At 41.1% G+C, this 15,848-nt stretch carries 19 protein-coding genes; 5 read left to right on the top strand and 14 right to left on the bottom strand.

All coding sequences use genetic code 11. The features are described 5' to 3' along the window. Positions 1-160: 160 nt before the first annotated feature. Positions 161-835 carry an SOS response-associated peptidase gene (locus tag IEW05_RS07145; protein ID WP_188537174.1) on the top strand — a complete coding sequence of 225 codons (675 nt, stop codon included), beginning with the start codon at positions 161-163 and terminating at the stop codon, positions 833-835. A 9-nt stretch (positions 836-844) separates the two neighbouring features. Here the strand turns inward: IEW05_RS07145 and IEW05_RS07140 are convergent, their stop codons facing one another. The 11 genes from IEW05_RS07140 to IEW05_RS07090 all read right to left on the bottom strand — a co-directional run bounded on the left by IEW05_RS07140 (position 845) and on the right by IEW05_RS07090 (position 9,118). After that, on the bottom strand, positions 845-1,483 hold the full coding sequence (locus tag IEW05_RS07140) for a TetR/AcrR family transcriptional regulator (protein ID WP_188537172.1): 639 nt from the start codon (positions 1,481-1,483) through the stop codon (positions 845-847). A 1-nt stretch (position 1,484) separates the two neighbouring features. Next, a complete protein-coding gene (locus tag IEW05_RS07135) occupies positions 1,485-2,378 on the bottom strand; it encodes an alpha/beta fold hydrolase (protein ID WP_188537170.1) in 894 nt (297 codons plus the stop codon). A 435-nt stretch (positions 2,379-2,813) separates the two neighbouring features. Further along, the gene (locus tag IEW05_RS07130; protein WP_188537169.1) at positions 2,814-3,392 is read right to left on the bottom strand and encodes a DUF4825 domain-containing protein; all 579 of its coding nucleotides are present in this window, start codon (positions 3,390-3,392) and stop codon (positions 2,814-2,816) included. Further along, positions 3,382-4,068: a permease prefix domain 1-containing protein gene (locus IEW05_RS07125; RefSeq protein ID WP_188537167.1), complete on the bottom strand. Its 687-nt coding sequence runs from the start codon at positions 4,066-4,068 to the stop codon at positions 3,382-3,384. The genes IEW05_RS07130 and IEW05_RS07125 overlap by 11 nt, the downstream gene beginning before the upstream one ends. 53 nt (positions 4,069-4,121) lie before the next feature. Beyond that, entirely contained in the window at positions 4,122-4,457 is a 336-nt protein-coding gene (locus IEW05_RS07120) for a PadR family transcriptional regulator (RefSeq protein WP_188537165.1), read from the bottom strand. 149 nt (positions 4,458-4,606) lie between these two features. Next, positions 4,607-5,413: an SDR family oxidoreductase gene (locus IEW05_RS07115; RefSeq protein WP_188537163.1), complete on the bottom strand. Its 807-nt coding sequence runs from the start codon at positions 5,411-5,413 to the stop codon at positions 4,607-4,609. Positions 5,414-5,523: 110 nt separating this feature from the next. Continuing rightward, complete coding sequence (locus IEW05_RS07110) at positions 5,524-6,159, bottom strand: ABC-2 transporter permease (protein WP_188537161.1); 636 nt, start codon at positions 6,157-6,159, stop codon at positions 5,524-5,526. Next, complete coding sequence (locus IEW05_RS07105; protein ID WP_188537159.1) at positions 6,152-7,021, bottom strand: ABC transporter ATP-binding protein; 870 nt, start codon at positions 7,019-7,021, stop codon at positions 6,152-6,154. The genes IEW05_RS07110 and IEW05_RS07105 overlap by 8 nt, the downstream gene beginning before the upstream one ends. Beyond that, a complete protein-coding gene (locus IEW05_RS07100) occupies positions 7,018-7,401 on the bottom strand; it encodes a GntR family transcriptional regulator (protein ID WP_188537157.1) in 384 nt (127 codons plus the stop codon). Before IEW05_RS07100 ends, IEW05_RS07105 begins: the two co-directional genes overlap by 4 nt. A 138-nt stretch (positions 7,402-7,539) precedes the next feature. Next, positions 7,540-8,166 (bottom strand): hypothetical protein, encoded by a 627-nt coding sequence (locus tag IEW05_RS07095; RefSeq protein WP_188537155.1) that lies wholly within the window; start codon positions 8,164-8,166, stop codon positions 7,540-7,542. Between the two features lie 145 nt (positions 8,167-8,311). After that, entirely contained in the window at positions 8,312-9,118 is an 807-nt protein-coding gene (locus IEW05_RS07090) for a class I SAM-dependent methyltransferase (protein ID WP_188537153.1), read from the bottom strand. A gap of 292 nt (positions 9,119-9,410) precedes the next feature. Here IEW05_RS07090 and IEW05_RS07085 point away from each other — a divergent pair, with 292 nt between their 5' ends. Further along, positions 9,411-9,650: a hypothetical protein gene (locus tag IEW05_RS07085; protein WP_188537152.1), complete on the top strand. Its 240-nt coding sequence runs from the start codon at positions 9,411-9,413 to the stop codon at positions 9,648-9,650. A 114-nt stretch (positions 9,651-9,764) separates the two neighbouring features. On the opposite strand, the gene IEW05_RS07080 is transcribed toward IEW05_RS07085, so the two are convergent. After that, on the bottom strand, positions 9,765-10,943 hold the full coding sequence (locus IEW05_RS07080; RefSeq protein ID WP_188540764.1) for an MFS transporter: 1,179 nt from the start codon (positions 10,941-10,943) through the stop codon (positions 9,765-9,767). Positions 10,944-11,119: 176 nt separating this feature from the next. Here IEW05_RS07080 and IEW05_RS07075 point away from each other — a divergent pair, with 176 nt between their 5' ends. Then, positions 11,120-11,917: an alpha/beta hydrolase gene (locus IEW05_RS07075; RefSeq protein ID WP_188537150.1), complete on the top strand. Its 798-nt coding sequence runs from the start codon at positions 11,120-11,122 to the stop codon at positions 11,915-11,917. Between the two features lie 21 nt (positions 11,918-11,938). Here IEW05_RS07075 and rsgA read toward each other — a convergent pair whose 3' ends face one another. Together rsgA and IEW05_RS07065 are read right to left on the bottom strand one after the other, a co-directional pair. Continuing rightward, positions 11,939-13,036, bottom strand: coding sequence for a ribosome small subunit-dependent GTPase A (gene rsgA / locus IEW05_RS07070; protein WP_229753284.1), 1,098 nt, complete (start codon positions 13,034-13,036; stop codon positions 11,939-11,941). 617 nt (positions 13,037-13,653) lie between these two features. Continuing rightward, complete coding sequence (locus tag IEW05_RS07065) at positions 13,654-14,124, bottom strand: DUF3939 domain-containing protein (RefSeq protein ID WP_188537148.1); 471 nt, start codon at positions 14,122-14,124, stop codon at positions 13,654-13,656. A 239-nt stretch (positions 14,125-14,363) separates the two neighbouring features. Here IEW05_RS07065 and IEW05_RS07060 point away from each other — a divergent pair, with 239 nt between their 5' ends. Then, positions 14,364-15,353 carry a YpdA family putative bacillithiol disulfide reductase gene (locus tag IEW05_RS07060; RefSeq protein WP_188537146.1) on the top strand — a complete coding sequence of 330 codons (990 nt, stop codon included), beginning with the start codon at positions 14,364-14,366 and terminating at the stop codon, positions 15,351-15,353. 41 nt (positions 15,354-15,394) lie between these two features. Then, positions 15,395-15,847 (top strand): DUF441 domain-containing protein, encoded by a 453-nt coding sequence (locus IEW05_RS07055; protein ID WP_188537144.1) that lies wholly within the window; start codon positions 15,395-15,397, stop codon positions 15,845-15,847. The last annotated feature ends 1 nt before the right edge of the window (position 15,848 follow it).

Raw genomic sequence — 15,848 nt, 5'->3', positions numbered from 1 at the left:
CATTAGACGCACCAATTATACTTTTGGCTTTTATTCAATAGAAAAAACCTCCCTTGTGTTTGGGAGGCAAATCATTATTCATCTGCTATACCGTTAAATAGTTCAATTAGACATTCAACCCAACATATTATACTATATTGGTCAATAAGGAGGGCTTATCATGTGTGGACGATATACAATAACCGTAACGATGGAAGAATTAATGATCAGGTACATGACGGATGATAGTACGTTGGGCCATTATGGACCAAAATATAACGTAGCCCCCATGCAATATATCCCGGCTATCATTAACACAGGTTCAAGCAACAGGATTGGGCAGCTCCGCTGGGGATTAGTTCCTTCTTGGGCCAAAGATGATAAGAACGCAAGCAAACTAATTAATGCACGGTCCGAAACATTGCTCGAGAAACCATCATTCAAGCACCTAATCAGTACCCGCCGCTGCATCATTCCAGCCGATGGATTTTATGAGTGGAAGAAGCAAGCGAATGGTAAACAACCTATGCGGATTGTGATGTCGGACGGAAGTATTTTTTCAATGGCCGGACTGTATGATATTTGGGTGGATGCGGAAGGCAAGAAAACTAGCACCTGTACGATTATTACTACTACGCCAAACCGTTTGATGGAAGAGATCTATGATCGAATGCCGGTGATATTGCGTCCTGAGGACGAGGGAGATTGGCTAGGCAGAAACAATAACGATGTCCAATCCTTGATGGCATTATTGAAACCATACGACGCATCCAAAATGAGCGCTTATCCCGTTTCTTCAGCAGTGGGGAATGTGCGGAATGATTCGAAGGAATTAATTGAACAACTCCAATCGTAATTAGATACCCTAACACTCCTGATTTTGGTTATCAACTTTATATTTAATCAAAAAATGTTGTACATGCTTGATAAGCTGTTGGTTAACTTCTGCTTTGATTTGTTCAGTGATTTCCCCAGCTACTAAATAGCGATGAAACAAATAAACAACCGGTGCATAATAATCCATCACCATGCTGTCTACAGCATTGTCTTTTAGAAAACCGATTTTAACTAGCCATTCGAAAATGACTCTTTGACCACTTAGAGCCTCATCAAACAACACCTTATGGTACAGTTCAGCAGCCTCAGAATTAGTACTTTGTTCAAGAATCAGCATACGAATGAATTTGTTCACTTTGTCATCCATAAGGTAATCGTTCAGAAAACTTTGGCAAACAAAGAGAAATGCTTCTTCACTAACCGTTGTCACCTTTGACATTTCAACAGCAAAGTTCTGAGGAATAGCATACGTAACATCCGTAAAAGATTGACACAAGCTTTCAAAGATATCCTGTTTATTCTTGAAATGATAGTACACACTGCTTTCTTTAATACCCACCTTGCCGCATATATCACGAATTGATACGGAACTATAACCTTTTCGAGAAAAAAGGTCTAATGATACTTCTAAAATATGCTGTTTGGTATCCACTTTTATTTTATTCATGTTAAGAGTTCCTTTTAGATGATATGAGAAAATCAACAATTTCCTTGTTTACTACGTCTGGCTGTTCATGGTTGATGGCATGTCCTGCTTGTTCCACAATTTTAAAGTTCATTTGATGTTCTTGTAGTCTATGTATGGACTTTGGATAATGAGTCAATATATCATCTTCTCCAATTAAAAACAAAGCTTTTTCTCTGAGTGACTGTAACTGTTCCTTATTAAATATTGTTATAGAGTGTTTCATCATCGATTTATTATTGAAATACCTCAGCAAATAATACCAATGCTTCATTAGTTCCCTATTATCTTCAAATACAGAATAGTTTGGTCCACATAATTTCCGAAGCAGTTTCTTGCAATTTGCCTCCGTTGGAAATAAAGCCTCTGGTAAAAACGCCTTCATCATTTTAATCATCGCTTCAAAATGGCTCGTCGTAAGTCCTCCGGCCATACATACGATCTTATCCACTTTATTAGGCCGCATAATTGTATAGTGATAAGCCAAGTAGGCTCCGTACGAAACCCCAGCTATATGTGTTGTTTCTATCTCCATTTGAGCTAGTAATTCATCCAGCCATTCCGTTTGATTAAATTGTTTATCATACTTTTCACCCGGCTCGCTCTTTCCAGAACCACCTATGCCATCTATCGCTATAACATAGAAGCTTTGGGATAATTGCTGAATGTTATAGACCCACATCATGGAGGCGTTATCACCTGTTCCGTGCAGTAATAATAAAGTAGGTTTCTCTGAAGGACCGGCAGTAATAACATGAGTAGTTCCAAATGAGGTGGGTACATCCTTTTCCTCAAACGCTACGTTCCATGTAGCTAATAATTTGTCGTAAGAATCATAGATGAGCTCTTTGCCTTCTTTGGATTTATACCTTTTCACTTACAACCACTCCCCCAAGAATAGTCTCTTAACCGTATCAACCTAACAACTGTTAGATAGATTATACCTAACAGTTGTTAGATTGCCAAGAGTGAACTTGAAGAGGTGTTTTTTGACCAATCTGACAAGTGGTGTGCGACTTTTGTTTCAAGTAAGAAAGTCTCGGTTAATGGAGGCTATACAAAATCACCGATTAATTCAAATCGAAAATTTCGAAAGGAGAGATTGATAATGGAACCTGCTTACAAAGATAGAAGTGTTGAAGTCGAACATAGGGAGGTACAAAAGAAATCGGATTCCAGCATTGTTGCGTCAACATTTATTAAATACGCAGCGTATATCATTATATTTTTCGGAGCACTTTACTTCTTGGTCAAATATGTATTCCCCATGTTCTGATCGTAAAATAGCGAAGCAACAAAAAAATCCATCCCCTCAACTAGCGGGTTGGATTTTTGATTTCGAGAGCAACGCTTTTGAACAACTGAGTACATATTCATCGTCAGCAAGCTTCTCCTGTACTTTAGCTCCCCAAGTATCTTCAACTAATAATGCAGACAAAGTCGTACCATACCAGTTCTCAACATCCTGACGTTTGACCTGATAGTCCACATCCATGAAATTAAAGTTAATACCTTCAAGATTATCAATTAGAGCAAATGCAGCCGTTGCATTATAGATTAGACCCAGCTCTACTCGTTCCTGTCCGATACCAAGTACCGTTTCTTCATAATTGATTTGAGCTGTTAATTGTTCTGGGTAAAGTTGATATGACCTATCAACACGGTTTAAAGGTAAGGAACTTATCAAATTATCGAAATTAGAAAAATCGCCCATGTATTTGCTTTTAAATTTTAATACACTTCCAATATCGTGAGTAAGCGGACTTTGTTGCTCCATTATATACCGCTGCTTATCTTGTTCTTGTTGAGGGATGATCCAACCTTGAACTACGGTAAATAAACCAATTCCGAGCATCAGTAGAATGATAATGATCGTATTTCTAGTCTTCATCTTGGCTACCTACCTCATACTTCGCAATTAGTTTCACGGATGCTTGAAATAACATAGGAATGATGACGGAAACAAACGGAAGTGCATATCGAATTGCCAATACAGCAAATTGATAAGGGCCCCCAATTTTGATCTGATGCGAATACCAGATATTACTGCCAAAATCAATCGCTACATTACCAAGTGTCCACACCGTAATAAACAAAATCCAAATGAACCAAATTAAATTCCGATTACGCTTTATCGCATCCTGATCACAAGTGAATGTCATATTTACAAAGCGATTTGCTTTAATAAACCTAAAGATCAAGAATAGAGCCCCAACTATAATAAAGATTATAAAAAGGACCCCATTAAGCACAATCCCTTCTCCAATAATTCTAAGCGGTATTGTTACAATCCACGCTATTAGACAATACAGTAACGCGATCTGTAGTAGCTCCGTTAAATATCTGGTGAAATAGATTTTTTTGTTACCATGATCTAATAGAAAGTCGACACTATCGATATTCTCCGTAGCTACCTTTACCGCTTGTTTATACTCCATGCCTCCCGATGTGAGGTCAGCCACTTTAGCTTCAAGATTACTTAGAATCTCTGCCTTCAAATCATTGGTTTGTTTATTATTTTTATGTCGTCTGAATAAACGATCCACATACATTTGTAGTTCATTCATCTAAAATCCCTCCAAAAGTTTTCTGTATGAAAACTGCTTTCGTATACTTGTACTTAATTCTCTAATAACTCGTCGATTAATTCTTTGGCGATCTTCCAATCTGCAAGATTGCGCTGAAAGGTCTCCATTCCGGCTTCTGTCACTTTATAATACTTGCGCCTACCACCTTGGCTTTCATCTCCCCAATAAGACTGAATCAGTTTATTGGTCTCGAGCCTTTTTAAGCTTGTGTATAGCGAAGGTTCTTTCAACTCATATTTACCGTTGCTCTTTTTCGAAATTGCTTTAATAATTTCGTAGCCATAATTATCACCGTCACATAACACACGAAGAATGATGGTATCGATATTGCCGCGAATTAAATCGCTGCTAATACTATTTTCTTTCATAATTGTTCACCTCACAGGTGTATCATATAAAATATTACTATGTGTGTCAATGTACTATGTGACAAAAATTATCGAGGATATAGTGGTCCTACTACACAAAAAAACTCAAGCATTTTCTGCTTGAGCCTAATTTAAATATTTAGTTAGCGTTACAACAACGATTCCGCACCGTCAATGACGATTCTAGCCCCTGTGACATGGATCGATTCATTCGAAGCAAGGAACGCCACAAGATCCGCTACATTCTCAGCTTCTCCCGGTCCATCCGCAAGGGGCTGAGAGCCTTCCGGATACTCCACTGGAATGATAATCTCCTGCAAATCTTCGCTAACTTCCGTACTGGAGTCAATATTCGTAGCAATCGCACCTGGGCAGATAACATTAACCCGGATCTTATATTTAGCTAGTTCTAGCGCAGCCATTTTAGCAAAAGCCACTTGTCCGGCCTTCGTTGTACTGTAAGCTGACATCCCAAAACCTGAGAAACGGTCGTTACCATTGATGGAGCTGGTGATAATGATGCTCCCTCCACTCTGTTTTTTCAGGTACGGTACCGTATGTTTTACAGTTAGAAATGTTCCATTTAGATTAATGCTCATGGTTTTTTGCCATTCATCAAACGTCATTTCTTCAATTGGTCCTACAGCACCATTAATCCCCGCATTAGCGAACACGATATCGATACCACCAAAATGCTCAGCCACTTCACGAACAGCTTGTTCTACTCGCACAGGGTCAGACACATCTACATCAAATGCACGGGACATTCCGGGGTGGACCTTGTTGATCTCTGCTTCCGTACCTTGGGTTCGGCTATTCAAAAGATCAAAAAGCGCTACCTTGGCCCCTTCTTTGGCCAGCTTGATTGCAGCCGCCTTCCCAATTCCCGAACCAGCTCCGGTCACGATGGCACACTTACCTTCAAACCGCCCTCTATTCGCTTGATTTATCGACATGATGCCACACTCTCCTATTAATAAATTGGGATTCTTGATTTTGGGACTTCATAATTAGTTCCTGTCTCAAGATTACCCATAAAGGGGTGTGATTTAATCATCTGTCCATTTTATAGATCCCTTCTCATAAATATGTGCAACGAAATCCGATATGAAATGAAAAGACAGAGTAGCATACTGAATATACTGAACCACCCTAACGCTGCTTGATGGGAAGCAATCCAATTCATAAGTTCTGCTGAGTCCACATCATTTATTATGCCTGAAATAGCCGTACTTCCCCCCATCACCATGGCCATCATAACAACATTAAGAATTTGAGCCCCTCTATGAGCTAACCAGTAGTGGAGCGGTAAATAAATCAAGACAACCAGAAGCATACTCATAAACGTACCGGCAACAAATTGTAGATTCCATCCGATCCGCCCTACATTATATAAATCCGACATCCCATTTATAAGCATACAAAGAACAAATCCAAGTACGATGAAGATCAGAGAGTTTGTATATTTTGAAATCACCAAGAATCTACGATTCACAGGGAGACTGACCAGAAATCGCTGGTTAGGCATTCGCATATCCATACTATTTGTTATAATAAATATCATGCTAGGCAGCAGACCAAACAGCATTTGATTGTCTTTATGAAAAAGAGAAGAAAACACAACGGCATAAATCAAAATTATCCATAAATAACGCTGAATCAACTGAAAATCCTTACGCAACAGTGAAGCCATACTATGCATGTTGTTTACCTCCTTTTGACGTAAAATACATGATCTCTTCTAAAGTAGGCTGCTGATACAGTACACGATCCCCAAACAATTCCATAGCTTTATTTCGTTCTCTAGCTAATCCCTCGAATCCAACGGCCGTCTCTCGCACGCCAACCAATTCTTTTCTAACATCTGAATCCAATAAACTACTTGCACCTCTCACGAGTATATAACGCTCCAGGACATCGTCTTTGGTATCTGTTAATACGAGACTCCCCTTATTCAAAAACGTTATATAGTCCGCTACCCGGTCCAGATCAGTTGTCAAATGCGTGGAGAATAGAATGCTTTTTTCTTCATCCATGATGTAATCCGAGAGTAAATCTAACAATTCACGCCGGAAGACAGGATCAAGCCCCGCGGTAGGTTCATCCATAATCAACAAAGAAGGGTGATAAGATAAGGCCATCGCAATGGAGAATTTCATCTTCATGCCTTTGGAACAATCTTTAATCTTCTTACGCTCTGGCAACTCAAACAAAGTCATATATTTGGTGTAGGCATCTTCGTCCCATTTACTATAGAAAGGAGCTATAATCTGCTTCATTCGCCTCATAGATAGACAGTCGTAATATATGTTCTCATCTGATACGTACCCAATCTCTTCCTTATAGTTGCCACTATGTGGACTTAACACATTTCCCAAGACCGAAATACTACCTTGATCGGGTTGGACCATCCCCATAATCATCTTAATGATCGTACTCTTACCAGCCCCATTGGGACCAATTAGTCCAGTTATATAACCCTTGGGTACACCAAACGTCACATCCGACAGTTTATAGTTCTTATATGTTTTGCTTACCTCGGTCACTTCGATCGCATGACTCATTTACTATCGCCTTCTTTCTCCAATAGCTTGATCCAATCGACTAATTCATCACTACTAATGGGGATACTACGACATTCCTCCAATACTTCCCGGAGTTTATCTTCCAGCATCCGCATTCGCTGTTCACGGATAAATTCTTTATTCCCGCCTGATACAAAAGATCCCTTACCAACAACTGAATCAACTAATCCTGCCTGCTCCAATTCGTTATATGCCCTTTTCGTTGTAATGACGCTAATTTGCAGATCCTTAGCAAGCTGGCGGATGGAGGGAAGCGGCATGCCTGGGGAGAGCTCTCCTTGCAGAATTGCCCCTCGGATTTGCTGAACAATTTGCAAATATATAGGTTCCCCAGATGAATGGGAGAGAATAATATTCATAGTCACCTTCCTTTGTAACAATGTACTCTTTGTTTGTAATGTATATATACAATATATACACTTGATTGTTATTTATCAACTATTTTTCACAAAAATAAACCGCCCCTTATGGGCGGCTCTTCTAATTTATTATTTTATCTACTTCGACTGACGAAGCCACATGATCATAAGCTCCTGAAGCTTAACCTTGGACATGGGTGATGCAATCAACCAATCCTCGTCTTCTTTCGTACTGGAACGAACCAGCCAGTTCATGGAATGACAAATAATAAACTGGGCCCTTTGCCCTTCCCATTCTTCTCCATTTGCCATTAGGAATGTGAAATAACCTTGAACTCTCTTCAACTTCAAGCATCTAGCCAAATCAATAACACCAGCTTCATCTGGACAGGACTTCAATAGTTCCATCATAATCTCTTCCATATTAAGTTCATCTGAATGTCTTAGAACCCTATCGAACTGGCTTCTTGATAACGTAAGCGCAGGAAGCTCCATAGACGAGCTAGTGCTCCATTTCATTCTTTTAGCCAAATTGCTACACATACTAGATAGCCTACCCATGTCATCAACCTGACAAAGAGATTGCTGCCCCTCTATACGTTCCAGCTTGACAACACGTTCATTCGTAATGAGCAAGTATTCCTCAAATCCTTCATTACCAACGCTAAATTTGAGCCAACATGCTTTCTTATTAGACACAGCCTTACCCAGTCGAGACCATATTTGCGGTGGTATGAATGATCGGGAATACTCCGCAATGAACATGAGCCCACCTCCTACTAGAATACGGCATATCTAATAAACTTAACCAATTTAGAAAAAATCAAAACACTCATCAATAATCCCAAACTATTACATTACAACATAATTATAGATAATAAAGTTAATCCTGTATAGCCATACTATTACTCTATCTCTTTCTTGCCACAATATGCAGATGTTCCGTCGCGTCACGGTACTGTGGTAACTCACAGCTTTCACTCGCCACTTGTAATAGATGATCATAAACGATGCGATCTTCATTGTACAATCTTGTTACTTCGGGACGCATACCTGCTAGGAAGCTTTCAGTCCCCGCGTATGTTACAATCTCAAATCCGCCTAATGTAACTTCGTCTAGTGCCTTTACTGGTGTCGTGAAATAACATTCTGTAAAACCCTGATTCTCATCCAACTTTAGCTCGCCTAAATAATTATAAAGATGGTTTAAATCTCTAAATTCCTCACTAAATTCAGATACCCCAGCCTTTAGTGCCCCCCATGAATTTATGTATGCGAAAATCGCTACACCATCTTTTTTTAGAATTCTTGAGGTTTCCCGAATTATTTTACTTCGCGCCTCATCATCATGAATATGATATAGCGGTCCCATCACTAGAACAGCTTCATAAGCTTCATCATCAAGAACATGCATATTCGTCGCATTATCGCAGATATAGGCTTCAGCTTGTAGTCCTAATTCTTGAATTCTCTCTGAAGCAATATCGAGCTCTTGTTGCGAGATTTCGAACAATGTAACCTGATACCCTTGTTTTAACAGCTCTATCGAATATCTCCCAGGACCGGAGCCGACATCACAAATATGCCCTGCGGGAGATAAGTACTTCTCAAATAATCGTAATGTACTTAAGAATTCAATTTTACTGTAAGGCTGGTTTAATCTCTCCCATTCATGCTCTGCATTGTTCTCATAATAGTTTCTTACAACTTCACTCATCCTTTATCTCCCCTTTCATTTCAAACATTATAATTCTAGTAACGAGAAGATAGCTGTGATAATTTTCCATGTTTACGAATGAATATAAGACAAAAGGCTTATTGCATATTTTCAAAAAATATGTCGTGATTCAAGCAAAATAAATACAAAAAATGAAACTTTTTTAGATTAATATTCGTATTAGGTACATAAGTAATCAAACTTTTATAGAATTATAATCATTTCTTAATCTATTTTTAAGATTTCTATTTTAGAATGTGTAATATGAAACCACTTTATAGAGGTGATTTAAATGAGAATACTTATTAATTTTCAAAACAGTCTTGTACCCGTTTATTTTAACATCGACAACAAGCAACCTATACAGCGGACATTGAAATTGCTCACCAGCGCACTTGAGAACAAAATCCGCACTGGTAAACAAGCACTTCAGAAATGTCTGAACTCCCTCATTAGTATCGAGATTGAAGGTTCCGAAGCGATTCTCCACAGCAAAAGCGAATTCGACTCTTTGGCGCTTTCTCTCTACTAAAGTTGAGAGTCACCTGTAGCCTAGACAATTGGAATATAGTGATGTTATGAAAAGGTCCACAATTCGGCTTAATACACTGCCGTCATGTGGACCTTTTCTTTGTCCCAAGTTACTTTATGATCTTCGCGACTTCAATCGGAGTGTCGTCGCCGTAATAACCAGAAGTAATCCGTTGAGTACGAATACGAAAGGTATAGATACCCAACCGGCTAAAGCTCCCCCTGACATTGGCCCGACCATATTCCCTAGCTGATTTGCAGATTGGTTTAGACTAAATGCCCTTCCTCGGAACTCTGGTTCAGTTACTTTTACAATCAATGCATTAAGCGCAGGAAAGACTGCTGCGAAGAACAGACCATATACAAAACGAAGTATCCCAAAACCCACGAGATTATGAACAAACACCTGAAGGAAGTTGCCCAAGCCGCCACCTAGTAAGCCAATAATCAGTGTATTTCGATACCCAATTCGCTGACCTATTCTTCCCCATATTGGCGCAGCAATCACAGTTGATATCCCAACCGCCGAGAAAATGATTCCTGAACTGAAAGACGCATCTGACCTAGAGGCTCCAAGGTCAAGCACGTACAGTGATAGCAATGGTTCTAGTACCATGACCGATGAGGTAACAATAAGCGCGATAATCAACTGTTTCATGAATGGTGAATTGGCAGAAGCTTTCTTTAAGTCGTCAAGCACATGCGAGCGTTCGCGGTTCTTATCATAATTCTCTTCTTTTACGAAGAACCAAGCAACTAATGCAGAGAGACATACTACCGCACCTGCAGCCAGAAAAGATTCGCGGTATCCTATATATTTACTTAAAAAACCGCCGATCATCGGGCCAATAATACCACCCGCTGCGCTTGCCGTTGACATAATACCGAGCGAATAACCAACATTCTTCTCTGGCGTATTCGTTGCCACCAAAGCAATCGCTGAAGGCACATAACCTGCCAGTAATCCGGACAAGATCCGAACCGCCACGAGCTGATAAGGATTCTGAACAAATGAGGTTAAAATATAAACACCACAAAGAGCAAACCCCGAGCGTAACAGCATCGGTTTACGTCCATATTTGTCCGAGAGCGAACCCCAAAATGGTGAGATCAGTGCACCAGCAAGAAATGTGATCCCAAATGCAAATCCTGACCATAGCGTTAAATGATCTGTGACACCAAGATCGTGTGCTATAAACAAAGATAGAAATGGAATAACCATAGAGTACGCCATACTACAGAAAAAAACACCGATCCAGAGCACGTATAGATTCCTTTTCCAGGGGAAATTCATCATTCCACCCCCATTGTTGTCTATTATTATTCCCTGGAATAAAATCTCATTTGTATATTGTATCACCTGAGGCTTCAATTTGAAAAAAATATGAATCATATCGGAACTATTAATTTCACGATATAATAGAAATGATAGCTAAAGCTTTCATAACTTATCTTAAGGAGCAAGTACATATGGCTTACATTCAATGTCGCTTTTTCTCTGAAGTACTTGGGCTTAGTACATCGATGTCGGTTATTCTGCCAGAGCCCGCAGCATCGCAGATTGGAATGGCCGGAAGCAACGTCGCCGGACCTTACCCGACCTTATATCTGCTACATGGAATGTCTGACGATGACAGTATCTGGATGCGACGTACATCCATCGAACGTTATGTATCTAATCTAGGGATTGCAGTTGTCATGCCACAAGCTGATTTAAGCTTTTATACTGACATGGCTGAAGGCAATCGATATTGGACATTTATCAGTGAAGAACTTCCAAGGGTCTGCCGTTCATTCTTTCCTCTCTCGAACCGACGCGAAGATAATTTTGTTGCTGGACTGTCGATGGGTGGTTACGGAGCCTTCAAACTAGCATTACGCAAACCAGATCAATTCTGCGCAGCTGCTAGTCTCTCAGGCGCACTTAATATATCCCATAATCTCGTCGATGAGGTAAGAGGTGACAAGGAGATTACTTCTCTATTCAAGCGGATCTTTGGAGCAGATGGTCCCCAAGGCACGAATAACGACTTACTAACTCTCGTAGAAGAAGTTGCCAAACAGGAAGGTCCGAAACCTTTACTCTATCAATGCTGTGGAACCGAAGATTTCCTCTATCAGGACAACCTCACGTTCCGCGATGCCTGTCATGCTTCAGGACTTCCGCTAACTTATAACGAAAGCCCTGGATCACATGATTGGGCATACTGGGACGCTAAAATTCAGGATGTATTGTCTTGGCTTCCGCTAAACAAAACATCGAACTAAAACGTGTGATGGGAGTGCCTATCACTCCCATTCCACCACTTCGAACAGTCTTCGTTGCTCCCCTTTCCCCCGCGGAGCTTTTCTTTTGTCCGCTGTCGACTTACTAGCCCTCACACTTTTTCTCTCCTTCGCACTCTGAAATTTCAGTTCACGTTGTGTCCTCCGATAATTATCCATCCGTTTGGGGTCAAGCTGTCCATTATCCAAAGCTGCTCTAACAGCACAGCCAGCTTCACGTTCATGACGGCAATCTCCGAATCGACATTCCTTCGCAAGCTCGGTTATATCACCAAACGCTTCCGACCAACCGCCCTCATCGTCCCATAATTGAAGTTCACGCATACCTGGTGTATCAATCATGACAGCACCTTGTGGCAGAATAAACATCTCGCGATGTGTCGTTGTGTGGCGACCTCGGCTATCGTTCTCTCGAATATCTTGGGTACGCTGCATTTCTTGACCTGACATCCAGTTCACGATCGTTGATTTCCCTGAACCAGACGATCCTGTTAACGCCACTGTTACTCCAGGTTTTAATAATTTATGAAGCTCCTCAGCACCTCGGTTCTCTAGCGCACTAACAGCTAACACCTGAACACCTGGGGATACTTCTTCCACTTCTGAGATGTATCGCTCTGGATCATCGCACAGATCAGCTTTGCTAAGTAAAATGATGGGTAAGGCCCCACTATTCCAGGCCATAATCAAATATCTCTCCAAACGGCGAAGATTGAAATCCAGATTGAGCGCCACGACAAGGAACAAGATATCTACATTCGCAGCAACAATTTGCTCTACTGGAACACTCCCTGCCGCCCTTCTAGATATTTGGCTACTTCTCGGCAATACTCCATGAATGACCCCATTAGCTTCTTCGTTTGCTAAGAACCTTACAGCTACCCAATCCCCTACAGCTGGATAAGCACTGCGTTCACCAAGATCATGGATCAGCCGGCCGGACATCTCCGCCCATCCTTCCCCACGCTCCGTCATTACCCGATATTTTTGCCCGTGATCCGCGACAATTCTGCCCGGACTTACGTCTTCAAGTCCTAATTGCTTATATGCGGTCTCCCGCTTACTGTTCCAACCTATAGTTTCTAAAATTTCTAAATTCAATTCGTATTCCTCCCTGAAATAAGTAAGTACTCAAACTACTTGTGGCATCAATTCCCTATACGTTAGCGGGAATACCTCCCTTTATTTAGTTGAAAAATTCAAGATTCATTTGATTAACTGGAAATTCTCCAGTTATCCCAACCGATTCAACCTCATTTGGGTTCGAAACATCCAAATTGATGGAGAATTTCCTTGTATTTCTGTCACCTCTCATTGAGCTAAAAATTTAAACAAATAAAAACAAAAAATACGTAGAGCATCTGCCCTACGCATTCTCATAATCGAGCCAACAAAAACGACCCCATTCCTCTTAAGGAAATGGTAATGCAAATCTTTGTGGGTTTGCCGATTCTCCGTCAACGCGCAACAACGCTGACGGCATGAAAAAGCCGCAGGGCAATCATGGCCCCTGCGGCATCATCTAATATGATAGATTCATACGTTCGTTCTTGCATGTGCAAGAACTTACGACAATCTTACGCCGATAAAGAGACCGTATTTACGAAATGGATAGGGTTAAATTTCAAATTCATGTTTATTCCACTCATTAAATCCAGCCTCCTTCAAATATTTGTATACATCATAGTTGACAGCAATAAGATTTGTCAATGTTTAACTTAAATGATCATTTTGGGTCGATGCGATAGCATCAGCTCCTGTTCCGTAACATAAAGCGGGAATGGGGGCATTTCTTTTAGATAATGCTCACGCAGAAGTAACGAAAAGTCGACCTGAAAATCGGGTGATTCAAGAAGAACAGGTAGTTTACCTTTCTCATCTAGATAATCATCTACAGCAGCCTGCACGAGATCTAGATAGTATGGAATCTGTCTGTCTTCTTCTTCAAAGATCTCATAGGTTTCACGAGACAAATAAAACTTCCTAGCACTTAATCCACCCAAATATCTTGTCAAACGAGACGTATCCAAACTTCCATCTGATAACATGAGCGATATCCGATTGATGCCTTCTGGCATCTCTGCTTCATAACGCAATACGGCTTGTTTCATATCTTCCAAAGTGACCTGAACGACGGACGGGGAAAGCACGTGACTACGCTTGTTGTTTTTTCTCAACCAAGACAACATGATAGTACCTCCTTACTTAAGTTTAGACTTGGAAGGTAGGAAGCGCTTACAATTATATTATATCCACTTCTTCTTGGTTTGAGAGCTGTATTCACTATCTGTCACAGGATTGCCTTATCTTCTCTTCAGTAATTTCCGCTAACTCGAACGTCTGGATATTCCGGGGCATTTGCTGTAGGATGAATATGTTTGAGTTAATCAGTGATTCTCACTAAAAAAGTAGGTATAGGAGGACTCTCATGCAAGACGTTATTATCATCGGAGCGGGTCCATGCGGACTTTCTGCAGCTATTGAATGCCAGCGCCGTGGACTACATGTACTCGTACTAGAGAAACATTGTTTGGTCCATTCCATTTATTCATATCCGACCCATATGCAGTTCTTCAGCACAGCGGAAATGCTCTCCATTGGGGATATTCCCTTCACATCGTCGAACGATAAACCCTTTCGTCATGAAGCATTAGCTTATTATCGCGGTGTCAGTGATTTCTATTCCGTTGGGGTTGCGTCTTATGAAGAAGCTACTAACATTGAACGCCAAGCAGATGGGACATTTATCGTATCTTCTATCACAAGGGATGGGCAAACTTGGGAGTATAAGACCCGCTACGTAGTTATTTCTACGGGGTACTTTGATCATCCTAATCTTCTTGGCATTCCAGGGGAAGATATGAGTAAGGTGTCTCATTATTTCCGGGAAGCGCATCCTTATACCGGGATGAAGGTAGCGATCATTGGCGGTAGTAACTCCGCCGTAGATGCAGCACTAGAATTGATGCGTGTTGGTGCTGAAGTAACCGTAGTTTACCGCGGTGAGCAACTATCCGATTCCATTAAGCCATGGGTCAAACCCATTTTTGAAAGTATGGTTAACAAGGGTAAGATTCAACTAAAACTATCTTCTAGGGTCATCGAAATCGAACCTGCCCATGTTGTTGTTGAATCTCTAGAGTATCGGAGTACGGAGCGTATTCCTAACGATTTCGTACTCGCACTTACCGGGTTCCGTCCCGATCGCAAACTACTTATGCAAGCTGGCGTCGAAATGTCTGGGGATATGGAGAAGCCTGTTTTTAATCCAGAGACGATGGAGAGCAACGTGCCTGGTCTATATGTTGCTGGTGTCATCGCTTCAGGACGTAATGCCAATGAGGTATTCATTGAATCTGGCCGTGAACACGGAAAATTTATCGCAGAGCATATCATTACTTCCCTTAAGGACAACTAATTACGTTCAATCGATGTCTTTAAAAAGGAGAGTCTCACGAAATGAATCAAGTCGACATTACTTCCCTCTTACTACTGCTCATGGTTGCACTGGGGATCTTCAGTAGCAACATGCCGATTACGGTAGCCATGATCGTATTGCTGCTCCTCAGAGTCTTTAATCTGCAGCGCACGTTTCCATGGCTTGAGAAATATGGTCTTACCATCGGGATCATTATCCTCACAATCGGTGTGATGACCCCTGTCGCCAGTGGTAAGATTTCTCCGCAAACTCTACTAAGCTCTTTCTTTCACTGGAAGTCCCTACTGGCCATAGGGATTGGCATACTTGTCGCCTGGCTCGGAGGTCGCGGAGCGACGCTAATGGGTAACCAACCAACTGTCGTTGCTGGCCTGCTCATCGGAACCGTTCTTGGCGTCGCATTTTTCAAGGGAGTCCCCGTAGGGCCACTCATTGCGGCTGGGATCCTCTCTCTGCTTATCGGCAAACTATAGA

Origin of the sequence: Paenibacillus segetis, assembly GCF_014639155.1 — a bacterium.
Lineage (GTDB): Bacteria > Bacillota > Bacilli > Paenibacillales > Paenibacillaceae > Fontibacillus > Fontibacillus segetis.
Note: the sequence above shows the minus strand (reverse complement) of the source record. Positions and strands in the feature narration are given on the sequence as shown.